The sequence below is a fragment of the Caballeronia sp. LZ043 genome, assembly GCF_031451075.1.
Taxonomy (GTDB): Bacteria; Pseudomonadota; Gammaproteobacteria; order Burkholderiales; family Burkholderiaceae; genus Caballeronia.
This window is the reverse complement of record NZ_JARUXT010000001.1, coordinates 2,638,544-2,654,721: the sequence shown is the minus strand read 5'-3', so window position 1 is coordinate 2,654,721 and position 16,178 is coordinate 2,638,544. Positions and strand designations below refer to the sequence as shown.

Sequence of the window (16,178 nt, the reverse complement as noted above, 5' to 3'; positions counted from 1 at the left end):
TCGGCGAACCGGCATCGAAGCATCGACATCAAGGAGCGATACATGCAAAAGGCAGGCTTTATCGGACTGGGCATCATGGGCAATCCCATGGCGGCCAACCTTCTCAAGAACGGCGTGGCGCTCGCGGCCTACACGCGCAGCGGCGTGCCCGCCGACCTGACCCAGGCGGGCGCCAGCGCGTGCGATTCGCCCGCCGCAGTGGCCGCGCAGGCCGATGTCATCTTCATCATGGTGCCGGATACGCCTGACGTCGAAAAAGTGCTGTTCGGCGAGAACGGCGTCGCAGGGAAACTGAAGGCCGGGCAGATCGTCGTCGACATGAGCTCGATCTCGCCCATCGCCACGCGCGAATTCGCGGCGAAGGTGCGCGAGAAGGGCGCCGATTATCTCGATGCGCCCGTCTCCGGCGGCGAAGTCGGCGCCAAGGCGGCGTCGCTGACGATCATGGTCGGCGGCGCGCAGGGCACGTTCGACAAGGTCAAGCCGCTGTTCGACATGATGGGCAAGAACGTCTCGCTGATCGGCGAGGTCGGTGCCGGGCAGGTCTGCAAGGTCGCGAACCAGGTGATCGTCGCGGCGACCATCGAGGCGGTGGGCGAGGCGCTGCTGCTGGCGTCGAAGGCCGGCGTCGATGCCGAGAAGGTTCGCACCGCGCTGATGGGCGGCTTCGCGTCGTCGCGCATTCTCGAAGTCCACGGCGAACGCATGACCAAGCGCACGTTCAATCCGGGCTTCCGGATCGAACTGCATCAGAAGGATTTGAACCTGGCGCTTTCCACTGCGCAGTCGCTCGGCGTCGCGCTGCCGAACACGTCGACGTGCCTGCAGCTGTTCAACGCGTGCGCGGCGCATGGCGGCAAGGCATGGGATCACTCGGGCATGGTGCGCGCGCTGGAAATCATGGCAAATCATGAGATCGGGCAGGGCGAGAAGTAAGCGTCGTCTCTTCCTTCGCATCATCGACACTGCCGGCCTTGGGCCGGCAGTGTCGTTTCTGACGGCTCCCTCGATGCGGTCATGAGGTCATCGGACGTCTTAGCTTGTGCAATCAAATCCACCGATAATGAGCGCGCAAGAAGGCTTAAAACCCTTATAAACAGTAGTTTGTGGGGTAGCGGGTAAACGCGCGCTAGCGTCGCGAGGGCATCGATCCTAAAATGTCATCAGACAACGTACCACGCGGTGCGATCAGGAGACATTCCGTTGAACACCGACTTCGCCAGTCCCGACGCGGCCCTCGAATCGGCCAGTTCCAAGGTCAAGCGCCACGTCTTGCCCCTGTTCCTCATCATGTTCATCGCGAACTACATCGACCGCGTGAACGTCGGCTTCGTCAGTTCGCACCTGCAGACCGACCTGGGCATCGGCGCGGCCGCCTACGGCCTCGGCAGCGGCCTGTTCTTCATCGGCTATGCGCTGTTCGAGGTGCCGTCCAACGTCCTGATGCAGAAGTACGGCGCGCGCGCGTGGCTCACCCGCATCATGGGCACGTGGGGAATCGTCGCGGGCGCGATGGCCTTCGTCTGGAACGACACCTCGTTCCACGTGCTGCGCTTCCTGCTGGGCATCGCGGAAGCCGGCTTCTTCCCGGGCGTCGTGTACTACTTCACGCAGTGGCTGCCGCAGAAGGAACGCGGCAAGGCCATCGCCATCTTCCAGGGCGGCTCGGCATTCGCTTCGATCCTGTCGGGACCGGTGACGGGCGGACTGCTGTCGATTCGCGGTCTCGGCCTGCACGGCTGGCAGTGGATGTTCCTGATCGAAGGCGCGTTCTCCATCTTCCTGTGCGGCGTGAGCTGGATGCTGCTGAAATCGCGCATCAGCGACGCGCACTGGCTCAGCGCCGACGAGCAGCGCGCGCTGCAACGGACCCTCACCGCCGAGCAGGCCGCGCGTGAGGCCGTGACCGGCGCGCACGTGCCCGCCATCAAGCTGCTGAAGGATCCGCAGATCCTGCTGTTCTGCATCCTCTACTTCGCGATCCAGCTGACGATCTACGCCGCGACCTTCTGGCTGCCGACGATCATCCGCAAGATGGGCGGCCTGAGCGACTTCCAGGTGGGACTGTTCAACGCGATTCCGTGGCTCATCGCGATGATCGCGATGTACTGCTTCGCGCTGCTGTCCGCGCGCTGGCGCTTCCAGCAGGCGTGGCTCGCGACGGCGCTCGTGATCGCGGCCTGCGGCCTGTTCGCGTCGACGACCGGCAACGCGGTGCTGTCGTTCGTCGCCATCTGTTTCTCGGCGATCGGCTTCAAGGCCGCTTCGTCGCTGTTCTGGCCGATCCCGCAGGGCTACCTCGATGCGCGCGTTGCGGCGGGCGTGATCGCGCTGATCAATTCGGTCGGCAATCTCGGCGGTTTCTTCGCGCCGGCGACCTTCGGTTATCTCCAGCAACACACGGGCTCGGTATCGGGCGGTCTGTATGCGCTCGGCGTCGCGTCGCTGATCGCGGCCGCGGCGGCCTTCTTCACCCGCAACCGCCGCGCGGATCATCCGCCCGGCGCACATGCAACGCAGCGCGCCGCGCACTGAATCTACCCGCCGAACGCGCAACCCTTCTTTTCTCAGGATCACGATCATGTCCACTCAAGCAGTCAAGCCCAACGCCACACCGACCGTCACCGAATTGCGCGTCATCCCGGTCGCGGGCCGCGACAGCATGCTCATGAATCTCTCGGGCGCGCACGGCCCGTTCTTCACGCGCAATCTTGTGATCCTGAAGGACAGCGCGGGCAATACGGGCGTCGGCGAAGTGCCGGGCGGCGAGAACATCCGCAAGACCATCGACGATGCGCGCGCGCACGTGGTCGGGCAGTCGATCGGCAACATGCAGGCGGTGCTGAACGCGGTGCGCACGGCGTTCGCGGATCGCGACGCGGGCGGACGCGGCCTGCAAACCTTCGACCTGCGCACGACGATTCACGCAGTCACCGCGCTCGAGGCCGCGCTGCTCGACCTGCTCGGCAAGCATCTCGGCGTGCCGGTGGCCGCGCTGCTCGGCGAGGGCCAGCAACGCGACGAAGTGGAAATGCTCGGCTATCTGTTCTATATCGGCGATCGCAACAAGACGGATCTGCCGTATGCATCGGGCGCGGATGGTCAGGACGACTGGGAGCGCTTGCGTACCGAAGTGGCGTTGACGCCGGAGGCGGTCGTGCGTCTTGCCGAAGCGGCCCAGGCACGCTACGGCTTCAACGATTTCAAGCTGAAGGGCGGCGTGCTGGCCGGCGATGCGGAAATCGAAGCGGTGACGGCGCTGGCCGAACGCTTCCCGGAAGCACGCGTGACGCTCGATCCCAACGGCGCGTGGTCACTGGCGGAAGCCATCCGGTTGTGCCGCGACCAGCATGACGTGCTTGCCTATGCCGAAGACCCGTGCGGTGCGGAAAATGGCTACTCAGGCCGCGAGGTCATGGCGGAGTTCCGCCGCGCGACCGGCCTGCCGACGGCCACCAACATGATCGCCACCGACTGGCGCCAGATGGGCCACGCGATCCAGCTTCAATCCGTGGACATTCCGCTGGCCGATCCGCACTTCTGGACGATGCAGGGTTCGGTGCGCGTCGCGCAGATGTGCAACGACTGGGGCCTGACGTGGGGTTCGCATTCGAACAATCACTTCGACGTGTCGCTCGCGATGTTCACGCACGTCGCCGCAGCGGCGCCGGGCAAGATCACGGCCATCGACACGCACTGGATCTGGCAGGACGGCCAGCGCCTGACGCGCGATCCGCTGCAGATCGTCGGCGGCAAGGTGAAGGTGCCGCAGGCGCCGGGGCTGGGCGTCGAACTGGACATGGACGAAGTCGAGAAGGCCCACGCGCTGTACCGGGAGCACGGCCTCGGCGCACGCGACGACGGCGTCGCGATGCAGTATCTGATCCCGAACTGGACCTTCGACAACAAGAAGCCGTCGCTCGTGCGCTGAGCCTATTTGTTCAGGCGTTCGATCAGCGCCATGGCGGCCGCCGGGTTGTGCACCTTGTGGCCGCTGATGACGTAGAGAAACACGTCGCGCGCGGCGGCCTTGGGCGGCGGCTTGCCGAAGGTCTGCAAGTCGTCCGGGGCCGCACCCGCCGCCCACGACTGCGCACGCGCGGTCCAGCGGTCGAGCGCTGCTTTCGCGTAGCCTTTCGCCTGCTTCTCCGTGGTGCCCATGATGCGTGCATAGACGAAAGGCGCCGTGACGTCCGCGATCTGCGGATACTTCGAATCGCCGGCCACCACTACAGCAACGCGATACTTGCGCGCCAGCGCGACGAAGGCCGGATCGCAGAAGCTCTCGTGCCGGACTTCGACCGCATGTCGGATCGTGCGTCCGTCCAGCTTCGCGGGCAGCAGTTCGAGAAAGCGCTCGAAATCTTCAGGGTCGAATTGCTTGGTCGCCGCGAATTGCCAGTTGATCGGGCCCAGCTTGTCGCCCAGTTCGAGCACGCCGCTGCCGAAGAATCGCTCGATGGTGTCGCCGGCTTCGGCCAGAACGCGTCGATTGGTCGCGTAGCGGGGCGCTTTCAGCGAAAAGACGAAATCGTCGGGTGTCTCGTCACGCCACTTGATGAAACTCGCGGGCTTTTGCGAGCCATAGAACGTGCCGTTCACCTCGATGCTGGTCAGCGCACGGCTTGCATATTCGAGTTCGCGTTTCTGCACGAGATCGGCGGGATAAAACGTGCCGCGCCATGGCTCGAATGTCCATCCGCCGATGCCGACGCGTATGCGCCCGCCTTTAGATTTCGAGGTCTGCTTGCGTGTCGCCATCGATATGTTCCGCTCCGCTTACCTGCGTCCGACCAGATAGCTGACGCCCTCGGGCCCGTATGTCTCCGAATGCTCAGTGTGTGCCGCGAGATGGAAGATGTCGCCGGCGCGATAGGTGTGGGCGTCGTCGCCGATGCGGATCGTGACCTCGCCCGACAGAATCAGGGCGCGTGCCTCGAATGGATGCGTGTGCAGAGCCAGTGCGCGGTCCGGATCGCGCGTGACCGTGACGACTTCGTCATAGCCGGCGCTCGAGAGTTGCGCGAGAAATTCTTCGCGGTGCATGTGGGCGACCCTTGGAAGAGTAAGGGACACGCCCGGCCGCTCAGGCCGGGCGAGTGTTCATGCACCTGATGCTAACGCAGTTGCCGGACGTTCGTGCCGGCTCAGTTTCCAAAGAAGATATTGCACTGCGGTCCGCGTGTGCAGGGCTTCGATGCAGAGCTGTCCATCGTGCCCATCGTCGTCGCGCCGGCTGCGCCACGTGTCATCGGCGCGCCGCCATACGACATGTCGTCGGACTGACCTTGCATGGCGCTCTGCTGAGGCGCATTCGGATCGCTCCAGGTATCGGCGGTGGCCTGACCCGGCACTTGAGCCGTACGGTAATAGGACTGCTGGGCAGACGCCAGGCCCGCAGTGGCGAATAACGAGACGGCCAGCGCCGCCATGGCAATACGTGATTTCATGTCGACTCCTTGAGGAAAAGGCGCGCTCGCTTGTCGCCGGCCTGTCGCCTGTCGGCGGGATGCAGGCTGGCTGCTCGGCGCTGTTCACTGTTGCGGTTCGATGCTCCGCACAGAACGTGCCACGTGTCCTGATCTGCCATGCTTCGCCCGTGCTGCTGAAGGCCCCGGCGCCGGTTCTGGTCGGGCTGCGCGTGGCGCCGCGATGATGTCTGGCGCGGTTCGAATGCGATCCACCTCGCGCGCGGCATGTCGCGGGTGCGATGCAGACGGAGCGCCGATGCTCGCCGGTCAAGGCGGCGTGCTTCGTCGTTGCACAATTTGTTATAGGCCGCGCAACGGCGAATGAACAGGACAATTGATCATGCCGCAGGAAGGGAGTCGGGGGCCTGTCGCTGACGTGGCGCGCATGTCATCCGCGCGCGAGGGCTCTAGAATGCGAGGCGTCACCCCTTCTCACGAACGCAAGGATTTCTCGATCATGACCGTCACCATCTATCACAACCCGAAGTGCGGCACGTCGCGCAACACGCTGGCGTTGATCCGCAACGCGGGCATCGAACCGACCGTGATCGAGTATCTGACCCATCCGCCCGCGCGCGAGACGCTGGTCGCGTTGATCGCGCGTGCGGGCTTGTCGGTGCGCGAGGCGCTGCGCGAAAAAGGCACGCCGTACGCGGAGCTCGGTCTCGACGATGCCAGTCTCACCGACGACCAGCTCATCGACGCGATGCTCGCTCATCCGATCCTCATCAACCGTCCTTTCGTCGATGCCCCCAAAGGCGCGCGGCTCTGCCGTCCGTCCGAGCTCGTGCTCGATATCCTGCCCGAGCCGCAGAAGGGGCCGTTCACGAAAGAGGACGGCGAAGTCGTCATCGATGCGTCCGGCAAGCGCGTGCGCTAGGTCACGCTGAAACCCATCGCGTCACCTGACCAGCGGTTGACCGTTACCTGACGTTACCTTTCTGGCAGACCCGTAGCACTTGTATCGCGAAGCGCTTCTTAGACTGCTCCTGACTCACCCGGCACGAGGTGCAAGGAGAACGCGATATGAAAAAGAAACTTCTGGGTACGGCAATCGGACTGGCGGGGCTTGCGGCGCTCGCGATGTCGGCGGCGGCGAATGCGCATGTGGATGTAGCGGTTGGCGTCGGCGTGCCCGTGTACGCGCAGCCCGCCGAACCGGTGGGCTACTACGGTTATGGTCCCGGCTATCGGGAGCACGAGCGCTGGCGCGAACGCGAATGGCGTCGTCACGAATGGCGCGAACGTCACTGGCGTCATGAGATGCGCCGTGAAGATCGCTGGCACGAACGTCACGGCTGGTAAGCGGCAAGGCCTGCGACGGGTAGGGAAAGACCTGCCGCGCGCGGCTCAGATTTCCCCGACGTCGTCGTAGTTTCTGCGTTCGTGTTCCGGCTTGTTCATCCAGCGCCGCAACAGACGCTTCTCGACGACGCGTCCCAACACCATCAGCAGGATCATCAGCAGCATCGCGAGAAACGCGACGCTCCACACGCCGAGTCCGCACACGATGCCGACCGCCGCGGTCACCCAGATCGATGCCGCCGTCGTGAGGCCGCGCACGCGGTTCTCGCGCGGATTCTGCAGGATCACGCCGGCGCCGAGAAAGCCGACGCCCGTCACGATGCCCTGCACCGCGCGGGAGACGTCGGCGTCGTCGGAGAGCGTCATGGAAAAGCCCTGTGCGCACATGGTCGCGAGGCACGCGCCGAGCGACACGAGCCCGAGCGTCTTCATGCCGGTCGGCTTGCCGTGCAGATCGCGGTCGATGCCGATGATGCAGCCGATCAACATCGCGGTCAGCATGCGCATCAGCGCGTCGGCGAGGATGGGATAAGGAAGCATGGAGCGTTCGATGGAGGCACGGGGTTCCGGTCATCTTCGCATCAAAGCTGACGCGGCGGTAAGGCAGGAGCGTTCATGCCCAATTTTGGCGCGCTAAGGTTCGAGGCTCCGCCACCCGACGCAACCCAACAGACGTTCAGGAGAAGAAGTGACGCAACTGCCCAAGTTCACGATGGTCGATGCCGCGCCGACGCCGGTCGGTCCTTTCTCGCATGCCGCGGAGGCGGATGGCTGGGTGTTCCTGACCGGCCAGATGCCGACCGACCCCGACGACGACGCCGCGCCGCTGCCCGAAGGCGTCGCGGCCCAGACGCGGCGCGTGATGGACAACCTGATTCTCGTGCTCGGCGGCCTTGGCCTGACGCTCGACAACGTCGTGAGCGTGCGCATCTTCCTGACCGAGTTCAAGCGCGACTACGACGCGATGAACGCCGTGTACCGCGCCTACTTCCTGCCGAAGCCGCTGCCGGCGCGTACTTGCATCGGCGTGACGGGGCTTGCGCGGGACGCGCTCGTGGAGATCGATTTCGTCGCGAAGCGGCCCTAAGCGCGGCTGGGTTTGCGCTTCGACGCATCGACCCAGCGGAAGGTGAGATTGATGCGCTCGCCGCGCGCGCCCGGTTCCTTCGGCACGCGATGCACCCATTCGAGCTGGGTGCGTCCGCGCATCACCAGCAGGCTGCCGTGCGACAGCACGAGCGCATGCGTGGCATGGGTGCGCGCGTGACGGAATTCGAAGGTGCGTGTCGCGCCCAGGCTCACCGACGCGATCACCGGTTCAGGACCGAGTTCGCGTTCCTTGTCGGCGTGCCAGCCCATGCTGTCCAGCCCGTCGCGATAACGGTTCAGCAGCACGCTGTTGAAGCGCGCGCCGCAGGCCTCTTCGGCGCGCTCGCGCAATTGCGTGACAGCCGGCGTCCATGGCTGCGGCACGTTGCGGATGCCCGAGTACACATACACCGCATCGGGCTCGCCTTGCCACGCGGTCAGGCGCGGCAGCGGCACGCGCCCGCCGGGCGTGGTCATCGTGTCCTGTTGCCAGCGGACTTCGTCGAGCAGGGCGCCCATCAGGTCGGAGGCGGCGTCGGCCTCGATCCAGTCCGGATGCCACGCGATATCGGGCTTGGGGATGTCGTCGAAGAGATCGAACATGACAGGATGCGCAAGGACGGCGGCTCGTGAAGCAATCACGATAGCAGAGCCCGCGCACGCCGGATTGCTCCGCCATTCTGTGGCGCGAAAGCGCTGTGCTACAGTCCCCGCACTATCTCAATATAGTTGCGCGAGCGCTGAAGCGTGTGCCTCGCGCGACGACGAATCACGGGAATTCGCATGAACACCATCGCCGAAGCGGACGGCGGCGCGATGCAAGGCCGCCGCATCCTGCTCGTCGACGACAGCCTCGACGCGGCGCTCGCGCTCTCGATGCTGCTCGAAGCACTCGGACACGAAGTGCGCACCGAGCACGACGGCCCGCGCGCGCTTGCCGCCATCGACGACTTCACGCCGGATGTGGTCGTGCTCGATATCGGCTTGCCTGGCATGAGCGGACTCGAGGTGGCGCGGGAGATGAGGAAGCGCGATGTGACCAAGCACGTGCTGATGCTCGCCTTGACGGGCTGGGGTGGCGAGGCCGACCGTCAGGAAGCGCTGGCCGCCGGCTTCGATCATCATCTGACCAAGCCTGTCGGCATTGCGGAGATCGAAGCCGCGCTCGCCGGCAAGCGGAAGTAACCTCGGATCGAGGCGCCGCGCTCAGTCCACGCGCAGCCGCGCCATGTAGGGCAGGTGATCGGAGAGCCACGCGGTATCCTGCGTCGGCACGAGCCATTCGACTGGTTTGAGTCCGCGCACGAACATCTTGTCGAGCGCGAGCGCCGGCGAGAACGCCGGAAACGTACGGCCCGATTCCCCCAGCATGTTCGCCACTTCCTGCATGCCCAGTTCGGCGAACAGCGGCGTGGAGTCGTTGCGCCAGTCATTGAAGTCGCCCGCCAGCACGAGCGGTCCTTCGGGCGCTTCCTTCGCGATCCAGTGCGCGATCCAGTTCATCTGCCGCAAGCGCGCCTGTCTTGTCAGCGCGAGATGCGCGCACAGCAGCGTGATGGCGCGGCCGGCGAAGGTCGCGCGCGCGACCAGCAAACCGCGCCGTTCGAAGCGATGCGCGGAGATATCCCAGCGCCCCGACAGATCGAGCGGATGCGGCGACAGGATCGCATTGCCGTGCCGCCACGACGGCTTGAACACGTTCGGCCCCAGAGCGATCTGCAACTCGAGCGCGGTGGCGATTTCGGTGGCCTGGCAATGCCAGACATCGTCGAGCGGCGCGTTCAGCGGATTGCCGAAGCCGGTGGCGAGCATCGGCTGCGGCATGCGCCGCGCCATCGCTTCCTGAAGAAAATAGACGTCTGCGTTGGTGGTCTGCACCCACCGCTGCATCGCGTTCCACGCGCGCAAGCCGAGCGGCGAGCGGCCCTTGTGGAGGTTCCAGCTGACCGCCGTGAAATCCGGAGTGGCCGGATCAGCGGACGGGCCGGGCGGAAGATGTTCTGGGTTTCGCATGCGTTCTGTATCTCGTGCGGCGCGCCGGAAGCCATGTCGCCGCGGTTGTCATTGCGCCGCCGTGGAAGCGGGGAGCGTCGCGCGCACCCGGTAGGCGAGCGACGGATTGCTGTCGATGATCTGCCATTGTCCCCATTCGCCCGGCTTGAGCACGAGCCCCGGATGCGCGCCGCTCACCTGACGCGGCACCGGCGGCAGCTTGCAGCCGGATGGCGAGGCGCGCGTGCTGTCGTCCTGCAGGGTTTCCTGGGCGTCGATGGCGAGCGTGATGTCATCGGCGCTGGCGTGGGTCGGGGAGACGGTGAGCGTGCGTTGCAGATCGATCTCGCCCGCGGGTTGATCCGCGCAGCCCACGCGGTTCTGCACCTTGTTGTGATGCGTTTCCGTGCGGGCCTGTCCGACGTTCGTCGTGCCGGAGAAGCTGTCGATCTGCTGCCCGTCGCGCACGACCTGCAGTTCCCACTGCACCGGCTGCGGCGCCGTGCTCTGCGCGCAGGCGCTGAAGGCGGCGAGGCCGGCTCCTGTCGCAAGCGCGAGTTGTACAAAGGCGGTTCGTATCGTTGTAGGCATTGAAAGCGGCTCCTGCGCGCGGACTGTTCGGATGGCGGCGCGCCCGGCGGGCGGCCGCTGGATCGGCGTTCCTCGGCAACTTCCTCTGACACGGCGGCACGGCGCCGGTTCAGCGCGCCGCTGAAACACGCACGTGGGGCTGACCTGTACATCGCTCAACCCCGGCACCTGAAAGAGCATGTTTCGAACCCGCCCGCCGCGCGATCCCGACGATGATACTAGCCCACGCAAAACGCGGCTCTGTCGGTGAAGCCCTGTGCTTTGGATTGGCAGCACACGCGCGAGACTGCTCGCTTGCGCGGCCTTTTGGCGTCGCTACACTGGACTCACCGACCAGAACAAAGACGGGGTGCGACATGACGACGGCCGTGGTGAAACAGGAACTCGCGGTGGCATCGTTCAGCAAGGTCTACAGTCTCGACGACGTGGAGACCGCGCTCAACGAGTTGTCCGAGGGCGCAAGCGAAGCCTTGCGCGCCACCTACGAAAAAATGCTCAAGGTAGGCAATCTGCGCTTCTGCGTGAAGCCGAACCGCATGCCGTCCATCGACGACCTCGCGGCCAGCCTGCCGAATTTCGAGGAGCCGCTCGACGACATCCGCAAGCAGATCGCGCTGTGTCTCGAAACCGATGACCGGCTCGAACTCATGCCCATGCTGCTGCTCGGCGAACCGGGCATCGGCAAGACGCATTTCGCGAAACAACTGGCGCGGCTGCTCGGCACGACGTCTCACTATGTAGCGATGAGTTCGCTGACGGCCGGCTGGATCCTGTCGGGGGCCTCGTCGCAATGGCGCAATGCGAAGCCCGGCAAGGTTTTCGATGCCCTCGTGAACGGCAGCTATGCAAACCCCGTGCTGACCGTCGATGAAATCGACAAGGCCACCGGCGACGCGCAATACGATCCGCTCGGCGCGCTGTACGCGCTGCTGGAGCACGACACGGCGCAGAGCTTCATCGACGAATTCGCCGAAGTGCCGGTGAACGCGGGCAACGTGGTGTGGATCGCCACCGCGAACGACGCGCGCGCGATTCCCGAGCCGCTGCTGAACCGCATGAACGTGTACGAGATTCCGCCGCCCGACCGGGACGGTGCGCGTCGCATCGCTCAGGCGATCTACGCCGAGATCCGCGAGGCACACGCATGGGGCGCGCGCTTCCCGGAAACCCTCGGGGATGCGCCGCTCGACGCGCTCACGCGGGCGTCGCCGCGCGGCATGCGGCGGGCGATGCTGAATGCATTCGGCAATGCACGTATCGATGGCCGGCATCACGTCGAGGCGCGCGACATCCAGCTCGACCGTCATTCGCACAAGAAAGCCATGGGTTTCTGAAAAGTCGAAAATGGCGAAATTGCCAAAAACGCTCCAAAAACTTGGCAATTTCGACATTTGGCGGCCAGATTCTTGCCTTTTTCCGAATTGCACCGGAAAACGATCCTAGTCGTGTGGGTTTGTTGTGTATTGCGCAATAGTCCCGAACGTAGAATAGCCAGGACGGAATGTGCGACGGACAAGACATGGATCGGATCGAGTGTGTGGTCATCGGCGCGGGCGCAGTGGGACTGGCCATCGCCCGCGCGCTGGCCTTGCGCGGGCGTGAGGTCATCGTGCTGGAGGCGGGGGAGGGGATCGGCATCGGCACGAGTTCGCGCAACAGCGAAGTCATCCATGCAGGCATCTATTACCCGCGCGGCTCGCTGAAGGCCGAACTCTGCGTGCGCGGCCGCGACATGCTGTATGAGTTCTGCCGCGCGCATGGCGTGCCGCACCGGCAATGCGGCAAGCTGCTGGTGGCCACGGCGCGTAACCAGGTGCCGCAACTCGCGGCGCTGGAGCACAAGGGCACCGAAAACCGCGTGAAGGGTCTGGTGCGCATCAGCGCCGCCCAGGCGAAGGAAATGGAGCCGCAGCTGGAGTGCGTCGAGGCGGTCTTCTCGCCGCTCACCGGCATCGTCGACAGTCATCAATACATGCTCGCGCTGCAAGGCGAGGCCGAGCAGCACGGCGCGAACGTCGTGTTCCATACGCCGGTCACCAGCATCGATGCGCGCGAGGGCTGCTTCATCGTCGAGACGGGCGGCGCGTCGCCGGCGCGTTTCCGGGCGTCTTATCTGATCAACAGCGCCGGCCTGCACGCGAACGAAATCGCAAGTTCGATCCGCGGCCTGGATGACCGTCACGTGCCGCCACTTTACTTCGCGAAGGGCAACTACTTCAGCGTGAGCGCCCGCACGCCCTTCGAGCGGCTCATCTACCCGATGCCCAACGAAGCTGGCCTGGGCGTTCATCTGACGATCGATCTCGGCGGCCAGGCGAAATTCGGCCCGGACGTCGAATGGGTGCCGACGCTCAACTACGACGTCGATCCGCGCCGCGCCGACTCGTTCTATGCCGCCATCCGCGCGTACTGGCCGGGCTTGCCCGACGATGCGCTGCAACCCGCCTACGCCGGCATCCGGCCGAAGCTCTCGGGACCGGGCCAGGCGGCCGCCGATTTCATGATCCAGGGCAAGTCCGCGCATGGCGTGCCGGGGCTCGTGAACCTGTACGGCATCGAGTCGCCGGGACTGACGGCATCGCTTGCGATCGGCGAGCGCGTGGCCGACATGACGCGCTAGATTACGGACGCCTTTCCGTCGATTCTTATCTCCGGCATTTGAGGTCCTCGACCCGCTTCCAGGTTGTTATGCTCGGTTGTCGCCGTCGCCAAGAACGGCGCAACCCCCAATACACCATGGAGTGAGTCACCATGAAGACATCACGTCGCACGTTCATTCTGACCAGCGTGGGCGTCGCCTCGACGCTCGCGCTCGGCGCCCGCACCGCGTTCGCCGCGGATGCGGCGAAGGTTACGGAGAGCGATCCCACCGCACAGGCGCTCGGCTACAAGGAAGACGCCAGCAAGGTGGACAAGGCCAAGTACGCGAAATATGCCGCCGGGCAGGACTGCGGCAACTGCCAGTTCTATCAGGGCAAGCCGACCGACGCCTACGCGCCGTGCCCGATGTTCAGCAACAAGCAGGTTGCGTCGAAGGGCTGGTGCAGCGCCTATGTGAAGAAGGCGTAATACGCCTCGCGACATCCCGTGCTGCGAACCGAAGCGCGCCCGGCCGCAAGTCCGGGCGCGCTTTTTCGTGTGCGCGATTCGCTTGATCGCGGATTAAGGCGTCTTTACACTCGCGAGGAAAAATCAGCCGCGCGTGCGAATCGGTGCAACAAAACGCGGACGGCACGAGACCAGCGGGGCCATGTTTCGAAGCCGCAACCGCAGCCGCAGCCCGACGCATGACGCCCGCATCCATGGCAATCATCGCAACCATCGACCTCAGGGGAACGCATGCCCGCCAGACCACTGAACGCGCGCGCCGTGACGGCGGCTGTCATCGGCAACGCACTGGAGTGGTACGACTTCACGGTCTTCGGCTTCATGACGGTCGTCATCGCGCGGCTGTTCTTCCCGAGCGCGAGCGACTATTCCTCGATTCTCCTGACCACCGCGACGTTCGGCGTCGCGTTCGTCATGCGGCCGGTGGGCGGCATCGTGCTGGGCCTCTATGCGGATCGCGCCGGCCGCAAGGCGGCGCTGACGCTGGTCATCGGCCTGATGACGCTGGGCATCTTCCTGCTGGCCATCGCGCCGCCGTACTCGGCAATCGGCATCGGCGCGCCGCTCGTCATCGTGTTCGCGCGGCTGCTGCAAGGGTTCTCGGCGGGCGGCGAGTTCGGCAGCTCGACCGCGTTGCTGATCGAGGCAGCGCCTTTCTCGAAGCGCGGTCTCTATGGCAGTTTCCAGATGGCGAGCCAGGCAGCGTCGCTGCTGCTCGGTGCGCTCGTCGGCGCGGCGATCACGCGCGGGCTGTCTCCGCAGGCGCTCGATGCCTGGGGCTGGCGGGTGCCGTTCATCTTCGGGCTGATCATCGGTCCGATCGGCCTGTACATTCGCCGCAGCATGTCCGACACCGAAGCCTTCCTGCACGCGCGCAAGACCGCGCGGCGCGCGACGCTCGGCGAGGTCTTCGGCAGCCATGGCCGCGAAGTGCTGTGCGGGCTCGGCGCCGTGGTCGCGCTGACGGTGACGGTGTATGTGCTGATCGCCTATCTGCCGACCTTCGCCGTCAAGCAACTGAAGCTGCCGCTCGGCCAGTCGTTCACGGCGCTGATCGTCGGCAATCTGCTGCTGACGGTGTTGTCGCCGATCGCGGGCGCGTGGTCGGACCGCATCGGGCGCAAGGGTTTGTCGCTGTGGTCGCTCGGCATCACGTTCGTCGTGATCTATCCGCTGTTCGCGTGGCTCGCGGCCGAGCCCAGCGTGCTGCGGCTCGTGATCGTTCAGGCGCTGCTGTCGATCGCGCTCTCGGGCTACTATGGACCGTTCGGCGCGCTCATCGCCGAGCTGTTTCCCGCGCACATCCGCTCGACCGGACTCTCGCTCGCGTACAACATCGCGGTGATGATCTTCGGCGGCTTCGGACAGTTCATCGTGACCTGGCTGATCCGCGTCACGGACTCTCAACTCGCGCCCACCTTCTATGTGATGGGCGGACTCGCGCTCTCGTTGATCGCGGTGGCGTGCATTCCCGCGACGCGCCACGCGGATGTCGACGAAGCGCGCGATCTCAATCGCTAGGCGGTATCGAATGAAAGTGATCGAAAGCGGCAAGTTCAAGGCGGAGCGCGCGTGGGGCGCGCTCGACATCTGCGTGATGAACGGCACCTCGTGCCGGCTGCACTGGACCGACACGCCCTACAAGTGGCACGTCAACGACGGCGAGGAAGTGTTCGCCGTGATGCAGGGCGAAGTGCGCATGCATGTGCGCGGTCCCGAGGGCGAACGCGTGCTCACGTTGCGCGCCGGAGATATCTTCCACGCGCAGGCCGGCGACGAACACTGCGCCGAACCGGTCGGCGAGGCGCGCATTCTGGTGATCGAAAAAGAGGGAAGCGTCTGAAAAAGCGCTGGCCGTTCGGACAGGTGGCGCGCTGAGGCGGCCGCCGGTGATACTGTGCCCGTCGATGTGCGATTCACGTGCGAGGGCAGGACATGGTCAGGACGGTTGAGTTGATCGAGCGCGAGTACGAAGCGGCGCGTGCGGCTGATCGGCTGGGCGAATGGGGAACCCTGCCGCTGCTCGAATCGGAAGAACTCGTCGTGATGTCGGTGCAGGCGCTGGCGCGCATCGCATGGCGCGTGGAAGAAGCGGAGCGGGAGCTGGACAAGCGCTTGATCGAGGAGTCGTTTGCGTGGTTCGAGTCGCTTGGCTATACGGAGGAGATATTGCTCTCTCCGGAAGATTTGCAGGGCGATGGTTCGACCACGAGGTCACGCGCTACGGTGGAATCTGACGCGCCGCGAAGCGCAGGCCAGGCGAAAGGACTGAAGACCGCGTTCGCCGGCTTTCTCGGAACGCTGTTCGCCAGACGCTCCGGGCAGGCCGGATGATGGCGCGCAGCATTCAGTTCTCGAAGCCAAGCTGGCATCACTACCATGCCTGGCGCGTGTCGGACGCGAAGATCTTCGAAAAAGTGACCGGGCTGATCAACGAGTGCTGCCGCAGCCCGTTCGCAGGACAGGGCAAGCCGGAACCGTTGCGCTACAGGAAGGCGTGGGTGCGTCGCATCGACGGGAAGCATCGCTTCGTCTATCACGTCACGGACGCGCAGCTTCTGATTTACAGCTGTCGCGGGCGCTGTGAAGACGAAGACAGTTAGCGTCCGCAACCGCGCCGGA

General features: G+C 65.0%; 21 protein-coding genes. 14 read left to right on the top strand and 7 right to left on the bottom strand.

Annotation, left to right across the window (positions count from 1 at the left end):
• Nucleotides 1–21 precede the first annotated feature (21 nt).
• The 3 genes from QCE64_RS12150 (at nt 22) to gudD (ending at nt 3,931) form a co-directional block, all read left to right on the top strand.
• Nucleotides 22–936 carry a 2-hydroxy-3-oxopropionate reductase gene (locus QCE64_RS12150; RefSeq protein WP_309919864.1) on the top strand — a complete coding sequence of 305 codons (915 nt, stop codon included), beginning with the start codon at nt 22–24 and terminating at the stop codon, nt 934–936.
• Between the two features lie 354 nt (nt 937–1,290).
• On the top strand, nt 1,291–2,535 hold the full coding sequence (locus QCE64_RS12145) for an MFS transporter (RefSeq protein WP_310004211.1): 1,245 nt from the start codon (nt 1,291–1,293) through the stop codon (nt 2,533–2,535).
• A gap of 46 nt (nt 2,536–2,581) precedes the next feature.
• A complete protein-coding gene (gudD, locus tag QCE64_RS12140) occupies nt 2,582–3,931 on the top strand; it encodes a glucarate dehydratase (RefSeq protein ID WP_309918975.1) in 1,350 nt (449 codons plus the stop codon).
• A 2-nt stretch (nt 3,932–3,933) separates the two neighbouring features.
• Here the strand turns inward: gudD and QCE64_RS12135 are convergent, their stop codons facing one another.
• The 3 genes from QCE64_RS12135 to QCE64_RS12125 form a co-directional block, all read right to left on the bottom strand.
• Nucleotides 3,934–4,761, bottom strand: a complete 828-nt coding sequence (locus QCE64_RS12135) for a DUF72 domain-containing protein (RefSeq protein WP_309918971.1) — start codon at nt 4,759–4,761, stop codon at nt 3,934–3,936.
• An 18-nt stretch (nt 4,762–4,779) separates the two neighbouring features.
• Nucleotides 4,780–5,046, bottom strand: a complete 267-nt coding sequence (locus QCE64_RS12130; RefSeq protein WP_310003916.1) for a cupin domain-containing protein — start codon at nt 5,044–5,046, stop codon at nt 4,780–4,782.
• A gap of 101 nt (nt 5,047–5,147) precedes the next feature.
• A complete protein-coding gene (locus QCE64_RS12125; protein ID WP_309931200.1) occupies nt 5,148–5,450 on the bottom strand; it encodes a hypothetical protein in 303 nt (100 codons plus the stop codon).
• Between the two features lie 478 nt (nt 5,451–5,928).
• Between QCE64_RS12125 and arsC the strand changes: the two genes are divergently transcribed.
• Both arsC and QCE64_RS12115 read left to right on the top strand, forming a co-directional pair.
• Nucleotides 5,929–6,351 (top strand): arsenate reductase (glutaredoxin), encoded by a 423-nt coding sequence (gene arsC, locus QCE64_RS12120; protein WP_309918963.1) that lies wholly within the window; start codon nt 5,929–5,931, stop codon nt 6,349–6,351.
• A gap of 146 nt (nt 6,352–6,497) precedes the next feature.
• A complete protein-coding gene (locus QCE64_RS12115; protein ID WP_309810525.1) occupies nt 6,498–6,776 on the top strand; it encodes a hypothetical protein in 279 nt (92 codons plus the stop codon).
• 45 nt (nt 6,777–6,821) lie between these two features.
• On the opposite strand, the gene QCE64_RS12110 is transcribed toward QCE64_RS12115, so the two are convergent.
• Complete coding sequence (locus tag QCE64_RS12110; protein ID WP_310003914.1) at nt 6,822–7,316, bottom strand: MgtC/SapB family protein; 495 nt, start codon at nt 7,314–7,316, stop codon at nt 6,822–6,824.
• A 172-nt stretch (nt 7,317–7,488) separates the two neighbouring features.
• Here QCE64_RS12110 and QCE64_RS12105 point away from each other — a divergent pair, with 172 nt between their 5' ends.
• Nucleotides 7,489–7,863 carry a RidA family protein gene (locus QCE64_RS12105; RefSeq protein WP_404984773.1) on the top strand — a complete coding sequence of 125 codons (375 nt, stop codon included), beginning with the start codon at nt 7,489–7,491 and terminating at the stop codon, nt 7,861–7,863.
• Here the strand turns inward: QCE64_RS12105 and QCE64_RS12100 are convergent.
• On the bottom strand, nt 7,860–8,468 hold the full coding sequence (locus QCE64_RS12100) for an alpha-ketoglutarate-dependent dioxygenase AlkB (protein WP_310003912.1): 609 nt from the start codon (nt 8,466–8,468) through the stop codon (nt 7,860–7,862). The genes QCE64_RS12105 and QCE64_RS12100 overlap by 4 nt on opposite strands.
• A 180-nt stretch (nt 8,469–8,648) precedes the next feature.
• On the opposite strand from QCE64_RS12100, the gene QCE64_RS12095 reads away from it, so the two are divergent.
• Nucleotides 8,649–9,050 (top strand): response regulator, encoded by a 402-nt coding sequence (locus tag QCE64_RS12095; RefSeq protein WP_309918952.1) that lies wholly within the window; start codon nt 8,649–8,651, stop codon nt 9,048–9,050.
• Between the two features lie 21 nt (nt 9,051–9,071).
• Here the strand turns inward: QCE64_RS12095 and QCE64_RS12090 are convergent, their stop codons facing one another.
• A complete protein-coding gene (locus QCE64_RS12090; RefSeq protein WP_309810512.1) occupies nt 9,072–9,878 on the bottom strand; it encodes an endonuclease/exonuclease/phosphatase family protein in 807 nt (268 codons plus the stop codon).
• A gap of 48 nt (nt 9,879–9,926) precedes the next feature.
• Entirely contained in the window at nt 9,927–10,448 is a 522-nt protein-coding gene (locus QCE64_RS12085) for a hypothetical protein (protein WP_309918948.1), read from the bottom strand.
• Nucleotides 10,449–10,804: 356 nt separating this feature from the next.
• Here QCE64_RS12085 and QCE64_RS12080 point away from each other — a divergent pair, with 356 nt between their 5' ends.
• The 7 genes from QCE64_RS12080 (at nt 10,805) to QCE64_RS12050 (ending at nt 16,159) form a co-directional block, all read left to right on the top strand.
• Nucleotides 10,805–11,782, top strand: coding sequence for an AAA family ATPase (locus tag QCE64_RS12080; RefSeq protein WP_310003910.1), 978 nt, complete (start codon nt 10,805–10,807; stop codon nt 11,780–11,782).
• A gap of 185 nt (nt 11,783–11,967) precedes the next feature.
• Nucleotides 11,968–13,068, top strand: coding sequence for an NAD(P)/FAD-dependent oxidoreductase (locus tag QCE64_RS12075; protein WP_310003908.1), 1,101 nt, complete (start codon nt 11,968–11,970; stop codon nt 13,066–13,068).
• A 131-nt stretch (nt 13,069–13,199) separates the two neighbouring features.
• Complete coding sequence (locus QCE64_RS12070) at nt 13,200–13,517, top strand: high-potential iron-sulfur protein (RefSeq protein ID WP_309810502.1); 318 nt, start codon at nt 13,200–13,202, stop codon at nt 13,515–13,517.
• A 270-nt stretch (nt 13,518–13,787) separates the two neighbouring features.
• Nucleotides 13,788–15,077 carry an MFS transporter gene (locus QCE64_RS12065; RefSeq protein WP_309810500.1) on the top strand — a complete coding sequence of 430 codons (1,290 nt, stop codon included), beginning with the start codon at nt 13,788–13,790 and terminating at the stop codon, nt 15,075–15,077.
• A 10-nt stretch (nt 15,078–15,087) separates the two neighbouring features.
• Complete coding sequence (locus QCE64_RS12060) at nt 15,088–15,399, top strand: cupin domain-containing protein (protein WP_309810496.1); 312 nt, start codon at nt 15,088–15,090, stop codon at nt 15,397–15,399.
• Nucleotides 15,400–15,491: 92 nt separating this feature from the next.
• The gene (locus QCE64_RS12055) at nt 15,492–15,890 is read left to right on the top strand and encodes a hypothetical protein (RefSeq protein ID WP_310003906.1); all 399 of its coding nucleotides are present in this window, start codon (nt 15,492–15,494) and stop codon (nt 15,888–15,890) included.
• A complete protein-coding gene (locus tag QCE64_RS12050) occupies nt 15,890–16,159 on the top strand; it encodes a Txe/YoeB family addiction module toxin (RefSeq protein ID WP_309931188.1) in 270 nt (89 codons plus the stop codon). The genes QCE64_RS12055 and QCE64_RS12050 overlap by 1 nt, the downstream gene beginning before the upstream one ends.
• The last annotated feature ends 19 nt before the right edge of the window (nt 16,160–16,178 follow it).

Bases quoted from the DNA above. Each gene is read 5' to 3' on its own strand.
- QCE64_RS12145 (WP_310004211.1), top strand. From the start codon at position 1,291: ATGTTCATCGCGAACTACATCGACCGCGTGAACGTCGGCTTCGTCAGT.
- gudD (WP_309918975.1), top strand. From the start codon at position 2,582: ATGTCCACTCAAGCAGTCAAGCCCAACGCCACACCGACCGTCACCGAA.
- QCE64_RS12135 (WP_309918971.1), bottom strand. From the start codon at position 4,761: ATGGCGACACGCAAGCAGACCTCGAAATCTAAAGGCGGGCGCATACGC.
- QCE64_RS12130 (WP_310003916.1), bottom strand. From the start codon at position 5,046: ATGCACCGCGAAGAATTTCTCGCGCAACTCTCGAGCGCCGGCTATGAC.
- QCE64_RS12125 (WP_309931200.1), bottom strand. From the start codon at position 5,450: ATGAAATCACGTATTGCCATGGCGGCGCTGGCCGTCTCGTTATTCGCC.
- arsC (WP_309918963.1), top strand. From the start codon at position 5,929: ATGACCGTCACCATCTATCACAACCCGAAGTGCGGCACGTCGCGCAAC.
- QCE64_RS12115 (WP_309810525.1), top strand. From the start codon at position 6,498: ATGAAAAAGAAACTTCTGGGTACGGCAATCGGACTGGCGGGGCTTGCG.
- QCE64_RS12110 (WP_310003914.1), bottom strand. From the start codon at position 7,316: ATGCTTCCTTATCCCATCCTCGCCGACGCGCTGATGCGCATGCTGACC.
- QCE64_RS12105 (WP_404984773.1), top strand. From the start codon at position 7,489: ATGGTCGATGCCGCGCCGACGCCGGTCGGTCCTTTCTCGCATGCCGCG.
- QCE64_RS12100 (WP_310003912.1), bottom strand. From the start codon at position 8,468: ATGTTCGATCTCTTCGACGACATCCCCAAGCCCGATATCGCGTGGCAT.
- QCE64_RS12095 (WP_309918952.1), top strand. From the start codon at position 8,649: ATGAACACCATCGCCGAAGCGGACGGCGGCGCGATGCAAGGCCGCCGC.
- QCE64_RS12090 (WP_309810512.1), bottom strand. From the start codon at position 9,878: ATGCGAAACCCAGAACATCTTCCGCCCGGCCCGTCCGCTGATCCGGCC.
- QCE64_RS12085 (WP_309918948.1), bottom strand. From the start codon at position 10,448: ATGCCTACAACGATACGAACCGCCTTTGTACAACTCGCGCTTGCGACA.
- QCE64_RS12080 (WP_310003910.1), top strand. From the start codon at position 10,805: ATGACGACGGCCGTGGTGAAACAGGAACTCGCGGTGGCATCGTTCAGC.
- QCE64_RS12075 (WP_310003908.1), top strand. From the start codon at position 11,968: ATGGATCGGATCGAGTGTGTGGTCATCGGCGCGGGCGCAGTGGGACTG.
- QCE64_RS12070 (WP_309810502.1), top strand. From the start codon at position 13,200: ATGAAGACATCACGTCGCACGTTCATTCTGACCAGCGTGGGCGTCGCC.
- QCE64_RS12065 (WP_309810500.1), top strand. From the start codon at position 13,788: ATGCCCGCCAGACCACTGAACGCGCGCGCCGTGACGGCGGCTGTCATC.
- QCE64_RS12060 (WP_309810496.1), top strand. From the start codon at position 15,088: ATGAAAGTGATCGAAAGCGGCAAGTTCAAGGCGGAGCGCGCGTGGGGC.
- QCE64_RS12055 (WP_310003906.1), top strand. From the start codon at position 15,492: ATGGTCAGGACGGTTGAGTTGATCGAGCGCGAGTACGAAGCGGCGCGT.
- QCE64_RS12050 (WP_309931188.1), top strand. From the start codon at position 15,890: ATGGCGCGCAGCATTCAGTTCTCGAAGCCAAGCTGGCATCACTACCAT.